General features: G+C 48.0%; 17 protein-coding genes. 14 read left to right on the forward strand and 3 right to left on the reverse strand.

The genetic code is table 11. The features are described from left to right. Positions 1-7: 7 nt before the first annotated feature. Positions 8-2,125 (reverse strand): RelA/SpoT family protein, encoded by a 2,118-nt coding sequence (locus EPO18_RS01500; protein WP_292429537.1) that lies wholly within the window; start codon positions 2,123-2,125, stop codon positions 8-10. A gap of 441 nt (positions 2,126-2,566) precedes the next feature. Here EPO18_RS01500 and EPO18_RS01505 point away from each other — a divergent pair, with 441 nt between their 5' ends. The 6 genes from EPO18_RS01505 (at position 2,567) to EPO18_RS01530 (ending at position 7,508) form a co-directional block, all read left to right on the forward strand. Then, on the forward strand, positions 2,567-4,171 hold the full coding sequence (locus EPO18_RS01505) for an NAD-binding protein (RefSeq protein ID WP_292429539.1): 1,605 nt from the start codon (positions 2,567-2,569) through the stop codon (positions 4,169-4,171). Further along, complete coding sequence (locus tag EPO18_RS01510) at positions 4,168-4,860, forward strand: potassium channel family protein (RefSeq protein ID WP_292429543.1); 693 nt, start codon at positions 4,168-4,170, stop codon at positions 4,858-4,860. Before EPO18_RS01505 ends, EPO18_RS01510 begins: the two co-directional genes overlap by 4 nt. Before the next feature lie 377 nt (positions 4,861-5,237). After that, entirely contained in the window at positions 5,238-5,966 is a 729-nt protein-coding gene (locus EPO18_RS01515; protein WP_292429546.1) for a DUF1538 domain-containing protein, read from the forward strand. Further along, complete coding sequence (locus EPO18_RS01520; protein WP_292429548.1) at positions 5,963-6,742, forward strand: DUF1538 domain-containing protein; 780 nt, start codon at positions 5,963-5,965, stop codon at positions 6,740-6,742. The genes EPO18_RS01515 and EPO18_RS01520 overlap by 4 nt, the downstream gene beginning before the upstream one ends. Positions 6,743-6,750: 8 nt before the next feature. Then, a complete protein-coding gene (locus tag EPO18_RS01525; protein WP_292429550.1) occupies positions 6,751-7,101 on the forward strand; it encodes a P-II family nitrogen regulator in 351 nt (116 codons plus the stop codon). Further along, positions 7,098-7,508 (forward strand): CBS domain-containing protein, encoded by a 411-nt coding sequence (locus EPO18_RS01530; protein WP_292429553.1) that lies wholly within the window; start codon positions 7,098-7,100, stop codon positions 7,506-7,508. The genes EPO18_RS01525 and EPO18_RS01530 overlap by 4 nt, the downstream gene beginning before the upstream one ends. Before the next feature lie 35 nt (positions 7,509-7,543). Here EPO18_RS01530 and EPO18_RS01535 read toward each other — a convergent pair whose 3' ends face one another. Further along, complete coding sequence (locus EPO18_RS01535) at positions 7,544-7,756, reverse strand: hypothetical protein (protein ID WP_292429555.1); 213 nt, start codon at positions 7,754-7,756, stop codon at positions 7,544-7,546. On the opposite strand from EPO18_RS01535, the gene EPO18_RS01540 reads away from it, so the two are divergent. The 8 genes from EPO18_RS01540 (at position 7,755) to EPO18_RS01575 (ending at position 20,353) form a co-directional block, all read left to right on the forward strand. Then, positions 7,755-8,267 carry a disulfide bond formation protein B gene (locus EPO18_RS01540; RefSeq protein WP_472850869.1) on the forward strand — a complete coding sequence of 171 codons (513 nt, stop codon included), beginning with the start codon at positions 7,755-7,757 and terminating at the stop codon, positions 8,265-8,267. The two genes, EPO18_RS01535 and EPO18_RS01540, sit on opposite strands and share 2 nt — an antisense overlap. Positions 8,268-8,366: 99 nt before the next feature. Next, on the forward strand, positions 8,367-11,849 hold the full coding sequence (locus tag EPO18_RS01545) for a PAS domain S-box protein (RefSeq protein ID WP_292429557.1): 3,483 nt from the start codon (positions 8,367-8,369) through the stop codon (positions 11,847-11,849). Positions 11,850-11,931: 82 nt separating this feature from the next. After that, entirely contained in the window at positions 11,932-12,987 is a 1,056-nt protein-coding gene (locus EPO18_RS01550; protein WP_292429560.1) for an ABC transporter substrate-binding protein, read from the forward strand. 4 nt (positions 12,988-12,991) lie between these two features. Next, a complete protein-coding gene (locus EPO18_RS01555; protein ID WP_292429563.1) occupies positions 12,992-14,854 on the forward strand; it encodes a PAS domain-containing protein in 1,863 nt (620 codons plus the stop codon). 254 nt (positions 14,855-15,108) lie between these two features. Continuing rightward, positions 15,109-15,567: a response regulator gene (locus EPO18_RS01560; RefSeq protein ID WP_292429566.1), complete on the forward strand. Its 459-nt coding sequence runs from the start codon at positions 15,109-15,111 to the stop codon at positions 15,565-15,567. Further along, on the forward strand, positions 15,564-16,844 hold the full coding sequence (locus EPO18_RS01565) for a sensor domain-containing diguanylate cyclase (RefSeq protein ID WP_292429568.1): 1,281 nt from the start codon (positions 15,564-15,566) through the stop codon (positions 16,842-16,844). The genes EPO18_RS01560 and EPO18_RS01565 overlap by 4 nt, the downstream gene beginning before the upstream one ends. Positions 16,845-16,939: 95 nt before the next feature. Beyond that, positions 16,940-17,746 (forward strand): class I SAM-dependent methyltransferase, encoded by an 807-nt coding sequence (locus EPO18_RS01570; protein ID WP_292429570.1) that lies wholly within the window; start codon positions 16,940-16,942, stop codon positions 17,744-17,746. A 354-nt stretch (positions 17,747-18,100) separates the two neighbouring features. Beyond that, complete coding sequence (locus tag EPO18_RS01575; protein ID WP_292429572.1) at positions 18,101-20,353, forward strand: primosomal protein N'; 2,253 nt, start codon at positions 18,101-18,103, stop codon at positions 20,351-20,353. A gap of 178 nt (positions 20,354-20,531) precedes the next feature. Here EPO18_RS01575 and EPO18_RS01580 read toward each other — a convergent pair whose 3' ends face one another. Then, positions 20,532-21,371, reverse strand: a complete 840-nt coding sequence (locus tag EPO18_RS01580) for an outer membrane protein assembly factor BamD (RefSeq protein WP_292429573.1) — start codon at positions 21,369-21,371, stop codon at positions 20,532-20,534. Positions 21,372-21,447: the final 76 nt, after the last annotated feature.

Raw genomic sequence — 21,447 nt, forward strand, 5'->3', positions numbered from 1 at the left:
CAAGGCATCAGGTTTTACGCTTAACATCCACGATATTGGGCAACTGGCTTATTTTATTCAGTACTTGGCTTAACTGATCGGTATTTTCAATTTGGATGGTCAAATTGAGTATCGCTGAAAAGTCGGGATCCGTATTCAATGCCGCGTTGGAAATATGAATTTTGGCTTGCGCTAAAATATGGGTAACGTCATTAAGCAGATTTTGCGAGTTAAAGGCATGGATAACAATAGGCACAGCATAGCTGGCTTTTTTTGCGCCCCAACCAACCGAAATAAGCTGGGACTGTTTTTCGGGGCCAAGATGCAGGATGTTCTCGCAGTCTGTGCGGTGAATGGTAATACCTTTTTTATGAGAAATATAGCCGATGATGTCGTTGCCCTGAACCGGCGTGCAACAGTGAGCAAGCGAGGTCAGCACATTATCAATGCCTTCTACGGATATTACCGATTTAACCTCGGGTTCGGGCTTTTTCCGTTGAGCAGGTGCAGCCGGTGCTTCCAGTTCGGGAATCTTAAAAAATGCCGCTAGCTGACGGCTGTTGATATCGCTACGGCCTATCGCTTCAAGCAATTTATCAGCATCCTGCTGATGGAAATGCTTAGCCAGCTCAGTTAAGTTAAGCGTTTTTAGCCCCAGACGTTGGCTTTCTCTATCCAGAATAGCTTTGCCGGTGGCGATATTTTGAGTTTGTTGCTGATTTTTAAACCAGCTTTTAACTTTGCCGATCGCTGCCGATGTCTTTAAATAGCCCAGGTTGGGATCGATCCAGTTATGGTTGGGGCCGCCATCTTTTGCGGTTAAAATTTTTACCTGTTCGCCGGATTTTAAGGTATAGGTTAGCGGCACAATACGGCCGTTGATTTTCGCTCCACGGCAGCGGTGTCCTATTTCGGTATGAATGGCGTAGGCAAAGTCCAGCGGCGTAGAGCCTTTAACTAAGTCGATCAATTTGCCGGCCGGCGTTAAGACATAGACGCGATCATTAAATAATTCGCTACGAAAATTTTCCGTCAGTGCTTCGTCGCTGCCTTTTTCTTCCAGCAATTTGCGCAAAGAGGCGATGTTCTTTTCTATGGCCGTGTCATGCTTGCCGCCTTCTTTATAAGACCAGTGCGCAGCAACTCCGAGCTCGGCAAAGTCGTGCATCTGCTGGGTGCGGATTTGTACTTCGATACGATTGCCGTCGCCGTCGATAATCACGGTATGCAAAGACTGATAACCGTTTTCTTTAGGATTGGCGATGTAATCGTCAAACTCCTTGGGAACGGTTTGCCAAAGGCTGTGCACAACGCCTAAAGTGGCATAACAAGCAGTCAGGTTGTCGACAATAACCCGCACCGCCAGCAGGTCGTAAAGCTCGTCTATATCCAGTTGCTTGCGGTGCATTTTTTTCCAAATGCTGTAGATATGCTTGGGGCGGCCGTAAATCTCGGCGGAAATTCCCTCATCGGCGAGCTTTTTCTGGAGAAGCGCAATAAAGCTGTTAATGCAGTTTTCCCGCTGCACGCGGTTATCGGTCAGCGATTTGGCGATACGGCGATAGGATTGAGGTTCCAGATAGCGGAAGGCCATGTCCTCCAGCTCCCATTTTAACTGATGAATACCCATGCGGTTGGCAATCGGCGCATAAATGTCCAGCGTTTCCTGGGCAATAAAACGCCTGAGCTCATAAGACTCTCTGGGTAAAACTTTAAGCCGTTGAACCCGGTAAGCCAGTTTTATCAGCACGGCGCGGACATCCTGAGTCATGGACAGCAGCATCCGGCGCAAGGTTTCCGTTTGACTTGGTTGATCCGTCATTTCCAGGGAATAAACGGTTAGTTTATTCAGCCAATTAACATCATCAACCAACGCGGCAACCGTTTTGCCGAATTGCTCTTTGATATTGGGTTTTGGATTTAAAGTAGCTAAACGCGGATCGCTTAATATCGCGGCAAGGATAGTGTCCAGATCGATATTAAAATCCATTAAAACAGTCGCCACTTGTACGCCTGTGGGACGGAAATAATGAGGATCGTCAGGAATTTGCGCGGTAATTGCCAGTGCCTTATTTATTTTCTCGGTATCGGGAGTGGAAAATCCGCTAAATAACTGCTTTTTGTTCGGTTCGGTGTTTTTTTGCATCAACAATAGTCAATAGTACGAAAACTTGGCGGTTATAATAGGACAATGTCAGTGAATGTAACAAGCGGTCATTGCCTACAGGGATGTAGGCAAGGGGCGTGAGCAGGAGCGGAAGCTTTCCCCACATCCTTGTGGGTTATGCAGGAGGTAGAGCACCAACAGTAGGCGCTTTAGGCGACGCAGGAGCAGTTGCCGAAGAGCGGAAGCTTTGCCTACGAGGATGGATGTAGGTAAGGGGCGCGAGCACGACTTGTATGTAAATTCGTTTTTTAGGAGCAATGGGTTTGAAGCCAAAATATAATCATGAAGTAAGAATACTAATGCGTGAAGCCCATCTACAAGATAAGTTTTTAATCTCATTTTTTCGGGATGGCTTGGGATACAAGGAAGTCAATTTCCTACACAACCGCTAATCATTGAACAAGCCTTACCAGCACCATTATGTTTACACGACTGATTGTTTATTTTGCCTATTTCCTGAAAACCTCGCAGCGTTATCAACGCAGCAAGACGTTTTTCTACAACCTGTTGGAGAACCCTAACAGCCGGCTCAAATTGTATTTTGATATTTTTATGATTTGTCTGGTGATGCTCAGCGTTTTTTTATTGATTTACGAAGTGGACCATGAGCTGGGCGAAGGCGAGGTAGTGTTCGAGCATTGCGTGATCAGCCTGTTTATTGTCGAGTACCTGCTGCGGGGCTGGCTGTACAGCGACAGCCACAAAATCGTCCTTGAGCATTATGAGAAATCCGAATATTTAAATATTCCTTTTCGGATCGGCAAAGTTGCCGGGATCATTATCGGCAAAAAAATAAAATATGTTTTTAGCCCGTTGGCCTTGATTGACTTGCTGGCTATTTTGCCGACCTACAGGCCGTTGCGGGTCATGCGGATCTTCCTGCTGTTTCGCCTGTTTAAACTGTTCCGCTATTTCAACAGCATCAAAGTTTTTGCCAGAGTCTTGGTCAGCAGGCGCTTCGAGCTGATAACGCTCGGCGTTTTCCTCGGATTCCTGGTGTTTATTGGCAGCACCGCGATTTATTTGTTCGAAAACCCGGCCAGCGGCGGACAGGTTAACAACTTGTTCGAAGGTTTTTACTGGGCGATAGTGACTGTGGCGACGGTCGGTTACGGCGATATATCGCCGTTGACGACCGGCGGCCGCATCATCGCGATGGTATTGATTTTGATGGGCCTGGGGGTCTTGTCTTTCCTGGTTTCGATCATCGTCACGGCCTTTAACGAGGAGATGGACGAGCTGCGCGAAAACAGCACCTATGCCGAACTGAACCGGTTTAATGATTTTATTATTATTTGCGGATTCGGCCGGGTCGGGCAGCATATCGCCAGGCAGCTTGAAAAGGACCGGCTGCGTTTTGTGATCATCGATAATCATGAGCCTAGCGTTTTAAATGCGAAGCGCTTGGGCTATTTGGTTATCCATGAAGACGCCAGCAAAAACGGCGTGATCCAGAATGCGGGCATCAATAACGGTGCAACGGCGGTTATCTGCACGACCGGCGACGATGTGATCAATGTTTATATCACACTGACCAGCCGTCATTTAAACCCGGATATTCGTATTATTTCCCGCGCCAATCACCCGGATAACGTAAAAAAACTTTATCAAGCCGGCGCCAGCAACGTTATCCAGCCGTTTGAGATAGCCGGCATGGTGGTCGCCGAATATATCGGCCAGCCTGTCGCTTTTGAAGCCATTTTGGGCATTATCCGCGAAGAAAGCCATATCATTATGGCAACCTTATGCGTTCATGCCGGTTCGTTGCTTGAAGGCATGAGCATTGGCAATATTGATTTTGAACAGCGAAAACTGATGCTGATAGGCATTATCAGCGTAAATCCGGTGCATAGAAAACATAAGAACAGTTATCCGATAAAAAACCAGCATTTTTATTTCAATCCCGAACCGCACTTTGAATTGCATGACGGGGACCTGCTGGTCGTTATAGGCAGGGAGTACGCGATAGACTATTTCCGCGGCCAGATCGAACAAAGCCGTTTGAAAACAAGGAGGCCGCAATGAAACGCATTGCCGTATTCGGTTACAGTGTCATGTCTTTGGAAGCGATGAGCCGGTTGGATCCGGAGCAGTACAGCGTCGTGTTCGTTGGGAAAGACGATGCCGAAGCTGCGCTGGTCGCAGAGAAAGGTTTTACAACGAAAGTGATCGATTTCCGCAATGACGATGCGCTCAGATCCATCGGTATAGGGACAGACATCGATACCATTTTTTGTTTTTATCCCAGGGATTTCGATAATGTATTTTTAACTATTTCGGCGCGGGCGATTGATAAAGCTATCGCTATTGTCGCGATTGTTGACGATCCGGAATCGGCTGAAAAATTACTGGCCGCAGGCGCTAATAAAATCATCGACCCCTATGAAATTTGCGGTAGGAAAACCCACGAAATGCTAACCAAACCGGATATTACCAATATTCTGGATAATACTGTTTTCGGCCGGCATGATTTAAAGATGGCGCAAATAGAAATCCCTAAAGGCTCCTGTCTGGAAAATACCAAGACCAGCGATTTAAAACTGAATCAAAATCATAATCTGATTTTGATCGGCGTTGTAGACAGGGAACTGGGCGATCAGCTGTATTTTGCCATCGGCGAGAAAGAGCATTGCCTGGATGCGGGGGATGTCCTGGTCGTGATGGGACCGGCAAGAGAAATCAAAGCGTTTAAAAAAGAAGTTGAGCAATGTTGAGATTGGCTGGTTTGGGTATTTCCGAAAACCTTGGAAAATTAGCCGTGATTTCGTTTAGGCTAAATAGATGCTGTTGTCGGACTCGCGAAGATCGATAGCCATTTGAAATACGCAGGCAGGATAAATACGCTATCCTGGTCTTGATTGAACAAAAAATTCTAGGGAAATAGAACCAAGGACAGATAAACGCAATAATGAATAACATCCTCCATTCGCCAATTGCAGGTTGCATTCCAACGCGATTGCATCTTTTAATTTAGTCAAATCCGTTAGCTATCCTTGTGCTATTTTTATAACTGCCGAGCTATTAATTCTGTTGCCCTGCGGGATTTACAGCGATAATTATCACCATTATTAAACCCGGACAATGAGCTTGAATGTTTAACAACCCTTTTATCAAACAACTGTTCGGCAGTTTTCTGGATTTGGCGCCTATTCTTGCGGTTGTTTTGGTATTCCAGGTTTTGATTATTCGGCAACCTATTCCCGATGTCGGCAGTTTAATTGCCGGTATTCTGTTTGTTATTCTCGGTCTAACCCTGTTTGTCCAAGGGCTTGAACAAAGCCTGTTCCCGATTGGCGAATCAATGGCTTATGCGTTTGCCCGCAAAGGCAGCTTGTTCTGGCTGCTGGCATTTGCCTTCTGCCTGGGGTTTGGCGCTGCAATCGCTGAACCGGCGCTGATCGCGGTTGCAGAAAAAGCCGCAAACATCGCCGCTAACGGTAATCTTATAGAACAAACCGATGCCGCAAAGGCCAGTTATGCTCTGGGGTTGCGCATTACCGTCGCGTTGTCTATCGGTCTGGCTATTTTGATTGGTGTGTTGAGAGTTATCCGGGGCTGGCCGGTACATTACCCGGTTTTCTTCGGTTATGTATGTATTGCCATTATGACGCCTTTCGCGCCTGTCGAGATCATTGGCATCGCCTATGATGCCGGCGGCATCGCTACGTCCAGCATTACCGTTCCGTTGGTGACTGCCCTGGGGGTTGGTTTGGCGACATCAATCAAAGGCCGCAACCCGATGACCGATGGTTTTGGTCTTGTGGTCTTTGCGTCATTAATGCCGACGATTTTTTTGATGGCTTACGGGATGGCTATATGATCGACTGGCTGATTCGTTTTGCGCTGAAGCTGGTGGAGACCTGCCGCGATATTTTACCTATTGCCGCGACTATTATCGGTTTTCAACTACTGGTGATCCGCAAACCTTTGGCTTATCCCGGAAAAATCATCATCGGCTTTTTTTATGTCTTGCTGGGTATTGTGTTCTTTCTGGAAGGACTGGATCTGGCTTTGTTTCCGCTGGGAAATTTGATGGCGTCGCAGTTGACCACGCCTGAATTTTTGGGCGTTAATCCGCTTGACCAGACTGTCTCTTGGCAATCCTATTTTTGGGTCTATATTTTTGCGGCCAGCATTGGATTTAGCACGGCGTTGGCTGAGCCTGCCCTGCTTGCTGTCGCCCTTAGAGCCGAACAAATTTCAGGCGGCACGATTCGCGCATGGGGATTAAGAATTTCTGTAGCCATCGGTGTGGGTTTGGGACTCGCCCTCGGTACTTTTCGGATCGTTACGGGTTCGGAACTCTATTTATATATTATCGGCGGTTATATCCTCGTTATGATACAGACCCGGTTCGCCCCCAAGCTGATTATCGGTCTGGCCTACGATTCGGGCGCGGTCACGACATCGATGGTTACCGTGCCGCTGGTTACTGCATTGGGTTTGGGGCTGGCCTCCACCGTTCCCGGTCGCAACCCGTTATTGGATGGCTTCGGCTTGATCGCCTTTGCCTGTTTATTCCCGATCATCGCTGTCTTGGGTTACGCGCAAATTGCACAATGGCGTAGCAAAGGCAGTCTTTCACCCAAACCCTGAGGAACACCATGCATTTCAAATTAATTATCGTATTTGTCGAAGATGATAAGACTGACTTGGTGCTTGATACGGCACGAGAAAACGGCGCTAAAGGCGCAACCGTGGTCAATAATGCGCGCGGCGAAGGTACGAAACAATCGAAAACTTTTTTCGGCCTGACCCTGGAAACTCAGCGCGATGTGCTGCTATTGCTGGTCGAAGAGCATCTTAGCCGGCACATTCTGGAAGCCATCGCCAAGGCGGCGCAATTCGACAGCAAGCCCGGTACCGGCATTGCCATTCAAATCGATGTCGAAGACGCTGTCGGCGTCATGCATCAGGTTGAATTATTAACCCACGAACTTGAGGATAAAATATGATTCCGCCACGCATTATAATTCGTGTCAGAGATGTGATGAAAGCCGACTTCGCCACTATCGACGGCATTGCTACCGTAGAAGATGCCCTGAAAAAGATGAAATCGCTTAAAACATCGGTACTGGTCGTCAATAAACGTCATGACGATGACGAATACGGCTTGATTAATTCCGGCGACATTGCCCGCCATGTGTTGGCCAAAGACCGTGCACCGGATCGGGTCAATGTTTATGAGGTCATGAATAAACCGGTGATTTCAGTCCATCCCGATATGGACATCCGCTATTGTTCGCGTTTATTTGCCAACTATAATCTGGTTAGGGCGCCGGTCATTGAAAATAACAAAATTATCGGCATGGTCAGCCCGAATTCATTGGTATTGGATGGGATGTACAGGGCTTGTCAATAAAAAAATAGAACACGGATGACGCGGATTTGGCGGATTTACACTGATAAAACATAAAGGCGATTGCGCCGGTTCCGGCACCCCTGTTTGAGGCCCCGGATAGCGAAGCTCTCGGCAACTGCTCCTGCATTCATGCAGCCGTAGCTTCCGACACCGGATTCCACCGGCAAAAATCCGTGTAAATCCGCCAAATCCGCGTCATCCGTGTTCCATCGCTCATACAATAAACTTTTTAAAAGGTAGTTGGTCATGTTGAAATTGTTAAAGTTTAATTCCAGAATCTGGTTTTTTCTAGGTTTTCTCGGCTGTGTTTTTTTGTTGTCGATGGGCGCTTATTTCCAATTTGTTCAAGGGCTGGATCCTTGCCCGTTATGTATTTCCCAGCGTATTGCGATTTTGCTGACCGGCTTGGTTTTTTTAAGCGCCGCCATCCACAATCCGGGGCAGAAAGGCGTGACAGCGTATGCTATTTCAGGCGCGGTAACGGCGTTGTGCGGCGCGGCGATTTCCACCCGGCATATCTGGATACAGCACTTACCTGCTGATAAAGTGCCCGAATGCGGACCCGGCCTGGACTATGTGCTGCAAAACTTTCCATTGTTTGAAACAGTCAAGTTAATGCTCAGCGGTACCGGCGATTGCGCGAAAGTGGACTGGACCATGCTGGGTTTCAGTATGCCTGCATGGACATTGCTGGCCTTTTTAATGCTGGCAACCTTAAGTTTGCTGCAAATCTGGAATTATAGACAGACAGGCCGGTAAGATATCGACTCAATATATCCCGTTTTTATAGTCGCAAACGGGAAATTAGCCGCTGTAAGCTATCCTAAAAAAGTCCATATCTCACCCTACTTCTGACACATGCAATCACTGATTGATCTTTTCGGTGTTAAAAACCTGATTCCCCATGGCTATTGCCTGTCGTGGAGCCCGGTATTACTTTGGTTAAACGTGATCTCGGATCTGCTGATCACGCTCTTCTATTATTCCATTCCACTGATGCTGGTCTATTTTATCCGGCGGCGCAAAGACTTACCCTACCCTGGACTGGTTGCCATGTTTGCCGTATTCATTATGGCTTGCGGCACCACGCATTTATTATCGGCGATCACGCTCTGGATACCTTTATATTGGCTGGACGCCTTGTTTAAAGGCCTTACGGCGATTATTTCGGCCGCCACCGCCGCGTTGATGCTACGGGTTATCCCCCGCGCTTTGTCTGTACCCAGTGCGGCGCAATTACAAGCGGAGATGCAACAAAGAAAAACAGCAGAGGAAGCATTACATATTGCCAATGTTGAATTACAGGAAAATATCGCGCGCACCCAACTGCTATTGGACTCAGCGCTGGATGGAATTGTCAGCATAGATCATAACGGTAATGTAGTCGGCTGGAATAACCAAGCCGAGCATATATTCGGTTATTCCGCCGAGCAAGCATTAGGGCGCCAAATAGCAGAGTTAATCGTTCCTCTTGATTATCGGGAAAAACATCGCCAAGGCTTATTGCGATTTATGTCCACGGGTGTGTCGCACATTATCGGCACACGCGTGGAAACTACCGGTGTGCGCAAAGATGGCTCGGAATTTCCAATCGAGCTGACTGTCAGCGCTCTGGAACAAAATGACAGATATCTTTTTAACGCCTATGTCCGCGATATTTCCGAGCGCAAACAGGCAGAGGCGGCGCAACGGGACGCTTTGGATAAGCTACAGAAAATAGCCGCCCAACTGCCCGGAGTGGTATTTCAATTTCGCTTGCGTGCCGACGGCAGTTGCTGTCTTCCCTACGCCAGTGACGTACTGCACGACATTTACCGCTTTGATCCCGAAGAAGTACGCGATGATGCCGCAAAGGTGTTTGCCGATGTCCACCCTGATGACTTAGAGCAACACTTGGCTTCCATTCAAACTTCAGCGCATGATTTAACTCCTTGGCGCAATGAATACCGACTTAGATTTGCCGATGGCACGGAACGCTGGTTATTCGGTAACGCTTTGCCGCAACGCGAACAAGACGGCTCGGTGCTTTGGCATGGTTTCGTGAGCGATATAAGCGAGCGTAAGCAGATGGAGGAAAAGCTGCGCGACAGCGATGCCTTTAATCTCAGCATCCTTAACTCGCTGACTTCGAATATTGCCGTGCTGGATGCGCAGGGTATTATCGTTGCCGTTAACAACGCATGGCGGCGATTTGCCGCAGAAAACGGCTTATTGGAATCCGGGCAGGATATGTTGGGTATTAATTACCTGGATACCTGTAAAAATGCCGTCAACCGGCCTTATGGCGATGAGGCAAACGCTGCTCGGGCCGGTATTGCGGCGGTGCTGGCGGGTGAGCAGGAGTCATTCCATTTGGAGTATCCTTGCCACTCGCCCGCTCAGCAACGCTGGTTCTACATGAATGTGTCGCCATTGCGGGGCTCACGTAGCGGAGTTGTAGTCAGCCATGAAAACATCACCGAGCGCAAAAAAGCGCAAGAATTAACTCAAGCCGCTTATCAATATTCCCGCAGTTTGATTGAGGCGAGTCTGGATCCCTTGGTGACAATCAGCGCCACCGGTAAGATCACCGATGTCAACAGCGCCACGGAACAGGTAACCGGCGTGAACCGAAACAACCTGATCGGCAGCGATTTTGCTGACTATTTTACCAATCCCGACAAAGCCCGCGATGGATATTTGCAAGTGTTCTCGCAAGGTTTTGTGAACGATTACCCGCTGGCCATTCGTCATACGTCAGGCAATGTCACTGAGGTGCTTTATAACGCAAGCGTATACCGCGACGAAAATGGCGACGTACTTGGCGTGTTCGCCGCAGCGAGGGACATCACCGAGCGCAAACTAATGGAAGATGAGCTAAAAGCCAGCGAGGCCAAATTCCGTTCGATTATTGAAGTATCTCCGGTGCCGATGGCGTTGAATGACGAACAGTTGAACATTACTTTCCTGAATCAGGCGTTTGTGCAAACCTTCGGTTACACTGTAGATGACATTCCCACCCTGGCCGACTGGTGGCCGAAAGCTTATCCCGATCCGGACTACCGGCATTGGGTGGCCGAGACTTGGCAAGCGGCGCTTGAAAACGCCGAGCGGGAACACCAGCCATTTCGGCCTATGGAACTTAATATTCGTAGTAAAGATGGCGTGGTTAAAACCGTGTTGGCGAGTGCCGCGATAATTGCCGATTCCTTTAAGGATGAGCATTTAGTGGTGCTGTATGACATTACAGAACGCAAACAGGCAGAACTGGCAAAGCGTCATAGCGAAGAGCAGCTACAGGCATTTTATGAATTGGATCTGGTGGGGTTGACGATTACTTCACCCGAAAAGGGCTGGATTCGAATTAATGATTGCCTGTGCAGAATGCTGGAATATTCGGAACAAAGCTTGCGCCAAATGACTTGGGCGGAACTGACGCATCCCGACGATTTAGCCGCCGATATTGAGCAATTTAATAAGTTGCTGGCTAATGAAATTAATGGTTACGCCTTAGAAAAACGCTTTGTCAGCCGCACCGGCAAAATCATTCCCACTAAATTGGTAGTGCGCAGTATCCGTAAGACTAATGGTGAACTTGATTATGTTGTGGCGATGGTCGAAGACATCACCGAATATAAACAAGCCGAAGCCGAGCTGAAACGTTCTAATGCCGAGTTGGAGCAATTCGCCTATGCGGTGTCCCACGATATGCGCCAGCCGTTGCGCATGGTGAGCAGTTATTTATCGTTGATTGAAAACGCCTTGACCGGCTCACTGGATGAAGAAAAGCAACAGTTTCTCGATTTTGCTATTGATGGCGCTAAACGCATGGATACGATGATTTTATCGTTGCTGGATTATTCTCGGGTAGGACGTAAAACTGAAACCAAAACTCGGATTAGCAGCAAGGCTTCTTTAGATGAAGCGCTGGCTTTTTTGAGCCCCGAACTCAGCGTTTGCGGCGGCGAAATTAAAGTAACCGGCGCTTGGCCCGAATTGATTGCCAGTCGTGATGAATTAACGCGCCTGCTGCAAAACCTGATAGGCAACGCGCTTAAATATCACGAAGAAAATCAAGCGCCGCAGGTTCATGTTCACGGAATAGCCTCTGCCTCATTATTACGAGTAGAAGTGCGCGATCAAGGTATCGGTATTGAACCGAGTCAAATGGATCGACTGTTTAAGGTGTTTTCGCGTTTGCAGGCGCGCAGCCGTTTTGGCGGCACCGGCGTCGGCTTGGCATTGTGCCGAAAAATTGTCGAACATCATGGGGGCGCCATTGGCGTAGAATCAGCAGGCGAAGGGCAGGGTTGTGTGTTTTGGTTTGAATTGCCCATGGCGAGTATTGTAAATGCCGAATAGAAACTCTGTATGAATGTCCTATTACACGAGTTTCTTCTCTAAACCTAAGCGCTTGAGCTTACTTAAAATTGGAAGGTACCCTATGTTTTTTTTCGATTGGAAACGGCGCGCACTGTTCACACAACAAAAGCGCTTCGTTTGGAAAGCCCTTATGGCCTTGATGTTCATCGCAACGCTCGCGGGTTGCCAAAAGTCATCGTCCGATAACAAAGAGCAACGAAGCGCAGAACCATTACAGAAAATCACCGTTGCTTACACCTACCAACCACAAAGCACCTTGGTTCACATTGCAGTGTCGAAAGGATACTTTGCCGAGGAGGGCTTCGATATCCAGCCGCTGATGCATACCTATGGCAAGGCGGCGCTGCAATCGGTTATCGAGAACAAGGCTGACTTTGCGACAGTCGCGGAAACTCCCGTCATGTTCAATGTGCTCAAGGGCGAAAAGATTTTCGTGATCGCCAACATCGAAGCAAGTTCCATGAATAACGCAATTGTTGCAAGAAAGGACGCCGGCATCGCCTCGCCCGGCGACTTGAAAGGGAAGCGCATAGGCTTTACGCCCGGCACCACGTCGGACTTCTTCCTGGATTCGCTGTTGACGGCAAACGGTTTGATTCGGCAGGAAATCGAGCCTGTCCCGCTGAAACCGGAGGAAATGCAGGATGCTGTCATGGCAAAAAAGGTCGATGCTGTTTCCACCTGGAACTATCCATTGACTCAGATCAGCCGAATGCTTGGAGCGGATGGAACGGTCTTTTACGACAAGGAAATCTATACCGAAACATTCAATATCGCCTCGAGACAAGATTTTGTCCGGAACAATCCTGATGCAGTCAAACGCTTTCTACGTGCCCTGATCAAGGCGGAGGATTTCGTTACCAAGAATCCGGATGAAGCGCAGTCCATCATGTCTTTAGCAACCAAAATAGACAAAGATCTCATTCATGAAGTCTGGAATGACTTTAATTACCGCGTTGTGCTTGACCAGACACTCCTGATCACGCTGGAGGATGAAACAAGATGGGCGATGAAGAACAAGCTGACCGATCAAACGGTCATGCCCGACTACCTGAGCTTCATCGATATTGACAGCCTCAAGGCGGTCAAACCCGAAGCGATCAGGATGAACCGGTAGACGAATGCGCATCACTACCCGGCTAAGGGTTATTTCAGCAGTTACGATAGCCGCTTTTGTCGTTTTGGCGCCGGTACTTGTCTGGTCGTTGATCGAATTCAAAAATGCCAAAAGCGACTACGTTCTTTCCGGCACGATTCGGGATAATGCTTTCGAACGCACCTCATTCAGGGATCAGTATTTCCTGTATCGCGAAGACCGCGCGCGGGTGCAGTGGAACGAAAATAAAGAAACAGCCGACAGTTTGTTGCGTCAAGCCAATACCCAATTTCATGGTGAAGAAAACCTGCAAGCCCTGGAACGACTGCATAGGAATATTGAAGACAGTGCGGTTATTTTCCACCGCATCGTCAGCAATACCGAAGCATTGAGAGCAGCGGGCAATAACCGCTACGTTTATGAAGAGCTCGACAAAAGGCTTGCCAGCCAACTGCTGCTGAAGGCCGCTACAATCCGCGATATTGCGTCTGCTTTACAGAATGCAAGCACACGGCGAGTCGAGCAGGCTTACCGCTACCTGACCATCATTGTCGGCTTGTTTGCAATTATTCTGGCTCTTGCCACCGTTTTGACGTCGGTACAGTTGGACAGGTTGATTCGCAAGCGCTTGGTACCGCTGCACGATGGCGCAAGAATTGTTGCCGACGGAGATCTGGCATACAGAATCCAGTGTGACGATGTTGATGAGTTTGCCGAACTCGCCCTGTCTATCAATGCCATGACGGAAAGCCTTCAAGTTTCCACCAAGCAGCTCGAGGCGGAAATCAGTGCGCATAAGTCGGTAGAAATCGCTTTGCGCGATAGTGAGGAGCGCCTTCAGATGGTGCTGACCGGGGCCGAAATGGCCACTTGGGACTGGCGCATTCCAAGCGGAGAACTGATTTTCAATGCCCGGTGGGCTGAAATACAAGGCTATACGTTGGAGGAGTTACCCCCGCGTATTGAAAGTTGGGAAACGCGCGTTTTTCCGGATGACATGCCTCAGGTAAGAGAAAAACTCGACCGTCATTTCAAAGGGGAAACTCCAGTCTACGAGTCCGAGCACCGTGTGCGCCACAAAGACGGCCATTGGGTTTGGGTGCTAGGCCGGGGCAAGGTTATTGAATGGGACGGCGCGGGCAATCCTGTCCATGCTGTAGGTACCGCACTCGACATCACGGAGCGAAAGCAAATTGAGAATAAACTGGCACGCGCCCACGCCGAATTGCAGCAGTTTACTCACATTGCCGCACATCATTTGCAAGAGCCGGCGCGGCGTCTGGTGAGTTTTGCGCAACGTTTGCGAACACAGGTGCCAACAGAGCTGTTAAACGAGGACGCAACAGCGTCGCTGCATTTTATTGAACAAAGCGCCACACGGCAAAGCACCCTGGTGCGCGATATCCAGTTATATCTTGCCGCCGACCAGCCGCGCAGTATCGTAGAGAAAATTGCCGTTTCGCCCGTTATTACTAACTTGCTGGAGCATAAGGTATCGTTAATGCGTGAAACGGGTGCACAGGTAGATTACGATAATATTTGTTCCGCTTACATCGATAGTCCCCGCTTGAAAGATATTTTCAGTATTTTACTGGACAATGCCTTACGTTACCGTCATCCTAAGCTTACGTCCCATATACGGATTAGTGGCGAATTAAAAGCGGGACGGGCGGTTTATCGCGTTATTGATAACGGTATCGGCATCCCTGCAGAATACCGGGAGCGCGTTTTTGGAGTATTTGAACGTTTGCAGGTGCATGAAGATCAAAATTCCACGGGCATCGGCCTGGCAATTGTACGGCGCATTGTTGAAAGCTGCGGCGGTTCAGTAATATTGCAGGAAACGCCGGGCGGCGGTACAACGGTTGTATTGGATTTGCCAGGATAAAAGAGCTTCCCACTTTAGGTAGTACAGATATTAAGAATTAACTTTGGGCCGTTCCGGCTTAAATTTGGTAGCCGAAAAATTGAACACAGATGCCAAAAGTAGGCGCCTCTAGGCGACACAGGTTTGGTTGAAAAATCAGGATAATAAAGAAAATAAAATCCGTTTAACCCCGGTTTAATCAATAACAATAATATTAGTGTTCAATTATCAATAGTCAGCATCTGCTGAGTAGTTATCAATAAACAAGAGATTTTATGATAAGCGAAATTATTAGCCCTCCCTTTGTTGAAATTTTGCTGTTGGAAGATGAGCCTTCGGATGCATACTTGGTAAAAACGGCGTTAAAAGAAGGCAAGGTGCTGGCACATTTGTACCATGTGGTTGACGGACGCGAGGGGCTGGATTTTTTAAATAGAACAGAAAAATATGCCGATGCGCCGCGCCCGGATTTGATTTTTCTCGACCTTAATATGCCGCGCATGAACGGCTGCGAATTTTTAGCCGTCATCAAAGAAGATGACCGCTTTAAGAGCATTCCTGTGGTGGTATTGACGACCTCCGATGTTGAAAAAGACGTAGTCTCTTCTTATCATCTCGGTGCGGCCAGCTACATCACCAAGCCTATCGACATGCCGCAATTTATTAAGGCCGTTCAGCAGATTGGCGATTATTGGTTTAGCCTGGTGCGTTTGCCGGAGAGTTACAAGCCATGAATCGGACCGAAGTGATTCGGGTGTTGCTGGTAGAAGATGAAGCCGGCGATGCGCATCTGGTAAAAATAAAATTAGGACAAGCTCAGAGCGGACATTTTGAGGTGGTCTGGGTTCAGTCGCTCATTGAAGCGCAACGGCGTTTGGCGGACTCGTCTTTTGATGTAATGCTGCTGGATTTGTCCTTACCCGATTCAGATGGTTTGGAAACCATTCATAGCGCGCGAGTCATGGCGATGGATGTTCCTATCGTGGTGCTCAGCGGGCACGGCGACACCGACTTTGCGCTGACCGCGTTGGAGGCGGGGGCTGTGGATTACATGGTCAAGGGCGATTTCGGTTATGACGGTTTGGCTCGGGTGATTCGTTACGCGCTGCTGCGAACCGAAATGGAGGCTCGTAACAACTTACTGATAGCCGCATTGGAGGCGGCAGCAAACGGTATTGTTATTACCGATAAAGACGCAATTATTATCTGGGCTAATCCCGCGTTTAGCCGATTGACCGGATATAGCCTGGAAGAATCAGCAGGCAAAAACCCGAATCAATTAACCAAATCCGGTATCCAGAATAAAGTCTTTTATCAGGACATGTGGACAGATCTTCTAGCCGGTCAGCATTGGCGCGGCGAACTTGTTAACAAGCGCAAAAATGGCAGCTTATATCATGAGGAACTTAGCATTGCCTCGGTAAAAAACAGCGCAGGCAACATTACCCACTTTATCGGCATTAAAGAAGATATTACCGAGCGCAAGAAGATGGAAGCGCAATTGCTAGAACTTGCCAGCACCGATCCTTTGACCGGGTTATTTAACCGCCGCGTATTTTTGGAACGGCTGGAACAGGAAAGAGCGAAAGTGGAGCGATTACTCCATTATTCAGCGGTGTTGTTAATGCTGGATTTGGATTTTTTTAAACGGGTCAATGACATTTACGGCCACGCCATGGGCGATGCCGTGTTAAAAGCTTTTGCCGAAATCGTGCGTAATAACTCGCGAGCTATCGATATTCCGGCGCGCTTGGGTGGGGAAGAGTTTGCTATTTTGTTGGCCGGAGCCGACAAGAAAGATGCCCTAAAAATGGCTGAACGTTTGCGGCAGCAGGTTGCAGAGATCGCTATCGATCATGAAGTAGGCCCAGTACAAATTACAGTTAGCATCGGCGCCGCTATCTTATTGGCCGCTGATAGTAATGGCGAAGCGGTGTTGCATCGCGCAGATGAGGCTTTGTATGAAGCTAAAGACAGAGGACGTAATCAGACGTACTGGTTTTGTTCTTAGCCGCAGGGGCGGATTGTTTGCCGGATGGTGATAAAATGGAATTCCGTCGTAGGCACGAAACTCTATTCTACAAAAAGCTGATTGGAATAAACGGCATGAAAAATATTTTATGGGTACTTTTGTTGGTAAGCAATTTTTTATTGCCGCAAACTGAAGCAAAATCAAACTCTTTACATCAAGCAATAGTTGGAAAACAGCGCTCCGTAGAGCATAAGCAGCGGGATAAATACCGGCATCCGCAGCAAACGCTGGAATTTTTCGATGTTAAAAACAACATGACAGTCGTCGAAGTCTGGCCCGGCGAAGGCTGGTATACGGAAATTCTTGCGCCTTATCTCAAAGATCACGGCAAACTATATGCTGCGCATTTTTCAGCCGATGCCGACGAAGCTTATTTCAAAAAGAACCTGAATGAATTTGTTAAAAAGATAAAAACCCAGCCGAAAGTTTACGGCAAAGTTAAGTTAACCGTGCTACAGCCGCCAAAATTTTTGCAAATAGCCCCTGATGGTTCGGCTGATCGGGTTTTAACGTTTCGCAATGTGCATAACTGGATGAAAGGAGACCAAGCCGCAGCGGTATTTAATGCGATGTATAAGGCATTAAAGCCCGGCGGTATTTTAGGCGTTGTGGAACATAGAAATTCAACGTTAAAACCGCAGGATACCAAAGCGGCATCCGGCTATGTCAGCGAGGACTATGTGATTGCGCTGGCAAGAAATGCGGGCTTTGAGTTTTTAGGTAAATCTGAAATCAATGCCAATAGCAAAGATACCAAGGATTATCCCGAAGGTGTTTGGACGCTGCCGCCTGCATTAAGACTCAAGGATAAAGACAGAGAGAAATATTTGGCCATCGGTGAAAGCGATAGGATGACGATTAAATTCATCAAGCCCCGGTAAGTATTAAGCACTGTTTCAGTATAGCTTTTTTGAGAGTTGCCTGTTTAAGTTTGAAAAATACGTGCCTTGATTTTGTGAAGTAATCCACAGATTACGCCCGTATTAAATAAAATCAAAACATAACGGAAAAGTTAGTAATTTTTTGCCATACAAAGACACTAAGTGTTTGATATATAAGTAAAATAAATTATCGAGCAAAAAGTGTTCAAGTTAATAAAAAGCTAATAAAAACCGTTAGTAAGGGTTGCTAAAACCTACTTTTCCACAAAGTTATCCACAGATTCTGTGGGTAACTCGAATAGTTTAATACGTATAATCACTTAGCCTTAAAACATAAAAAATAACTCAAACATTATGGCTAAGTTGCAAAATAAGAATGAACTGATTTTCAGGGTAGCCATTGCACTGCCTGTTTATCGATTATTTGATTACCTTGCTCCGGAGCAGCTCGTTCCAACCCCTATAAAACCGGGCATTCGCCTGGAAGTTCCTTTCGGAAAAGCCAAAAAAATCGCTTATCTGGTCGAGTGCGTTCAGCATAGCGATATGGACATCGGCAAGCTAAAGCGTGTCGAACGGATGCTAGACGAAACGCCGCTATTATCAACAAAAGACTTGGCGTTGCTGCATTGGGCCGGCGGTTATTACCATCATCCGCTGGGAGAAGTTTTCAGCGCTGCATTTCCTGTGACGTTACGCCAAGGTAAATCAGCTGTTATTCAAACAGAAAAATTCTATAGTTTGACCGAGTCGGGCAAGGCTATCGATAGCGAGCTATTGAAACGGACGCCCAAACAAAAAAGCGTGTTGGAAAAATTCCAAGCACATCAAAGCAGTCTGTCGGAAATGGAGCTTTCGGCATGGAATGGTAGCTGGCGAACTTCGGTAAAGCAGCTTCTGGACAAACAATTATTACAGCTTGGAACGCCGGAGTTTGGGGCAAATTCCACGCCGAGCGCATCAGAAAACTTTGGCAATCCAATAATCCGGAGCAACGCCCTGCAATGCAATCCGCAGCAGCAGGCCGCGATAGATGCAGTATGCGGCAGTCTTGAGCAGTTCGGCGTTTTTTTGCTGGAGGGCGTGACCGGCAGCGGCAAAACCGAAGTCTATATGCAGATTATCCGTTCCGTGCTGGAGAAGGGCCAACAGGTTTTAGTGTTGTTGCCGGAAATTACCCTGACGCCGCAGCTTGAAAACCGGTTCAGGCAACGATTTACCGTCAGTATCGCGATTTCCCATTCCAAATTGACTGACAGGCAGCGGGCTTGTTCCTGGCTTACGATGCAGCGGGGCGAATGCGCCATTTTGTTGGGCACCCGGTCCGCCCTGTTTACGCCGTTAAAAAATCCCGGACTGATTATTCTCGATGAAGAGCATGATGCGTCGTTCAAGCAGCAGGAAGGCTTCCGGTTTTCGGCTCGCGATGTCGCTGTAGTGCGCGGCAAGCTATTGAACATTCCTGTATTGCTGGGTTCGGCAACGCCTGCGCTGGAAACGCTGCACAACGTTAATAATAAACGTTACCGCTTGCTGCACTTGCCGGAAAGGGCAGGGAATGCGATAGCGCCTGTCTTGCAGTTGCTGGACATCAGGAACAAAAAGATGCAGGAAGGATTGTCCGAAGCGCTTATTGCGGATATACAAAGAACCCTGGCAAAAAATGAACAGGTTTTATTGTTTTTAAATCGGCGAGGCTTCGCACCAACTCTGATATGTCATGGCTGCGGCTGGGTTGCGCGTTGCAGGCGCTGCGATGCCAATCTGGTGATTCATTACGATGAAGGGATGCTGCGCTGTCATCATTGCGGACAGGAACAACGGCTGGTCAGGCAATGTCCGGCTTGTAAAACCGGTGAGCTGACGCCGTTGGGCTTGGGTACGGAACGTGTCGAAAAGGTATTGGCGGAGTTGTTTGCCGATAAAACAATTGTCCGGCTGGACCGTGATTCCACCCAGCGCAAAGGTTCATTGGAAAACTATTTGCAGCAGATCAATCAGGGCGCAGTGGATATTATTCTGGGCACTCAAATGCTGGCGAAAGGCCATCATTTTCCGAATGTGACGCTGGTCGCGATACTGGACGTGGACAGCGGCCTGTTTAGCATCGATTTCCATGCCCCGGAAAAAATGGCGCAAATGATCGTGCAGGTTTCAGGTAGAGCGGGACGTGCGGAAAAACCCGGCCGAGTCATCATGCAAACCCGGCAGCCGGAGCATCCTTTACTAACAACGCTGATCTCTGAGGGATATAGCAGCTTTGCCAGAACCGCGCTGGCGGAGCGCAAAGAGGCGTCATTGCCGCCGTTCAGCTATCAGGCGCTTTTAAGAGTGCAAGCCGCCGATGCCCAGATGCCGAAGCTGTTTTTGCAGGCTGTTGTTGAATTAGCGCAGCATCACAACAACGGGCAAACCCAAATTTTAGGCCCGGTTGCTGCACCGATGGCCAGACGTGCGGGACTTTACCGCTACCAATTGCTGTTTCAGAGCAGCAGGCGGCCGGAGCTGCATGCGTTGCTTGATGTGCTGATGCCGAAAATCGAAAAGCTCAAGCAAGCGAAAAAAGTACGTTGGTCGCTCGATGTCGATCCGGTGGATTTGTATTGAAATTTAAGGCGAAAGGCGAAAGGCAAAAAAACTTGCATTGAGGTTTAAGAAGTTTTTCAATTTTTAGCCTTTAGCCTTTAGCCTTTAGCCTTTAGCCTTTAGCCTTTAGCCTTTAGCCTTTAGCCTTTAGCCTTTAGCCTTTAGCCTTTAGCCTTTAGCCTTTAGCCTTTAGCCTTTCCTATTTTTCCAAACCGATAAAATCCCAAACCTGATGCGAGAAAGTCGCATCTTTATGCTCGGGCACGGGTGGTCCGTTAGGATAGTTCAGCTCATAGACACGGGCCGTATCTTTGGCAAGATCCGGCAGTTCGAGTTTGGTGTAGGCTTCCTGCATGATTTGCAACGCAAAAGGAACCGCAGGCGTGCGCTGGTATTTGTCAACGACGGTAGAGGCTCGGTTAACGGCGGCAATATAAGCTTTGCGTTTCATATAAAAACGGGCGACATGGACTTCATACATCGCCAAGTTGTTTTTAAGCGCAATCATGCGTTGTTGGGCATCGGGCACATATTTGCTGTTTGGGAACCTGCGGATCAGTTCGTCAAAGTTGTCATAAGCCTCGCGAGCATTGCCGGGGTCGCGCTGCGAACTGTCGGTAGGCAGGAAGCGATCGATAAAGCCGATGCCGCGATTGTAATTAACCAAACCCTTTAAATAATAAGCGTAATCGACGCTGGAACTGCGCGGATTGATTTTAATAAAGCGGTCTGCTGCGGCGATTGCGGCTTCTGGATCGCTATTTTTGTAATAAGCATAAGCAACATCGAGTTGAGTCTGGGCAGATTCATCGCCGAAAGGATAACGGGATTCAAGCGCTTCATAGAGTTTGATGGCCTTTTCATAATTACCGTCGTTCAACGCTGTTTTAGCTTGGCTACGAAACTTTTCGGCATTCCAGTCGGCATATTCATCTTCGGTGTCGGAATCGCCGGAGGCGAGGCTTTGAAGCGTTTCACAGCCTTGAATAGACAGGCTTAAAAAACAGATAAATAAAAATTTAATTAAAATTAATCGCATAGTGCTAACGACACGTTGTAATATAAGGGGTTTTTCTCGCTGGATTTAACTGCGATACTTGAGATGGCTTGAGTAT

This window comes from Methylobacter sp., from assembly GCF_004322395.1.
GTDB lineage: Bacteria > Pseudomonadota > Gammaproteobacteria > Methylococcales > Methylomonadaceae > Methylobacter_A.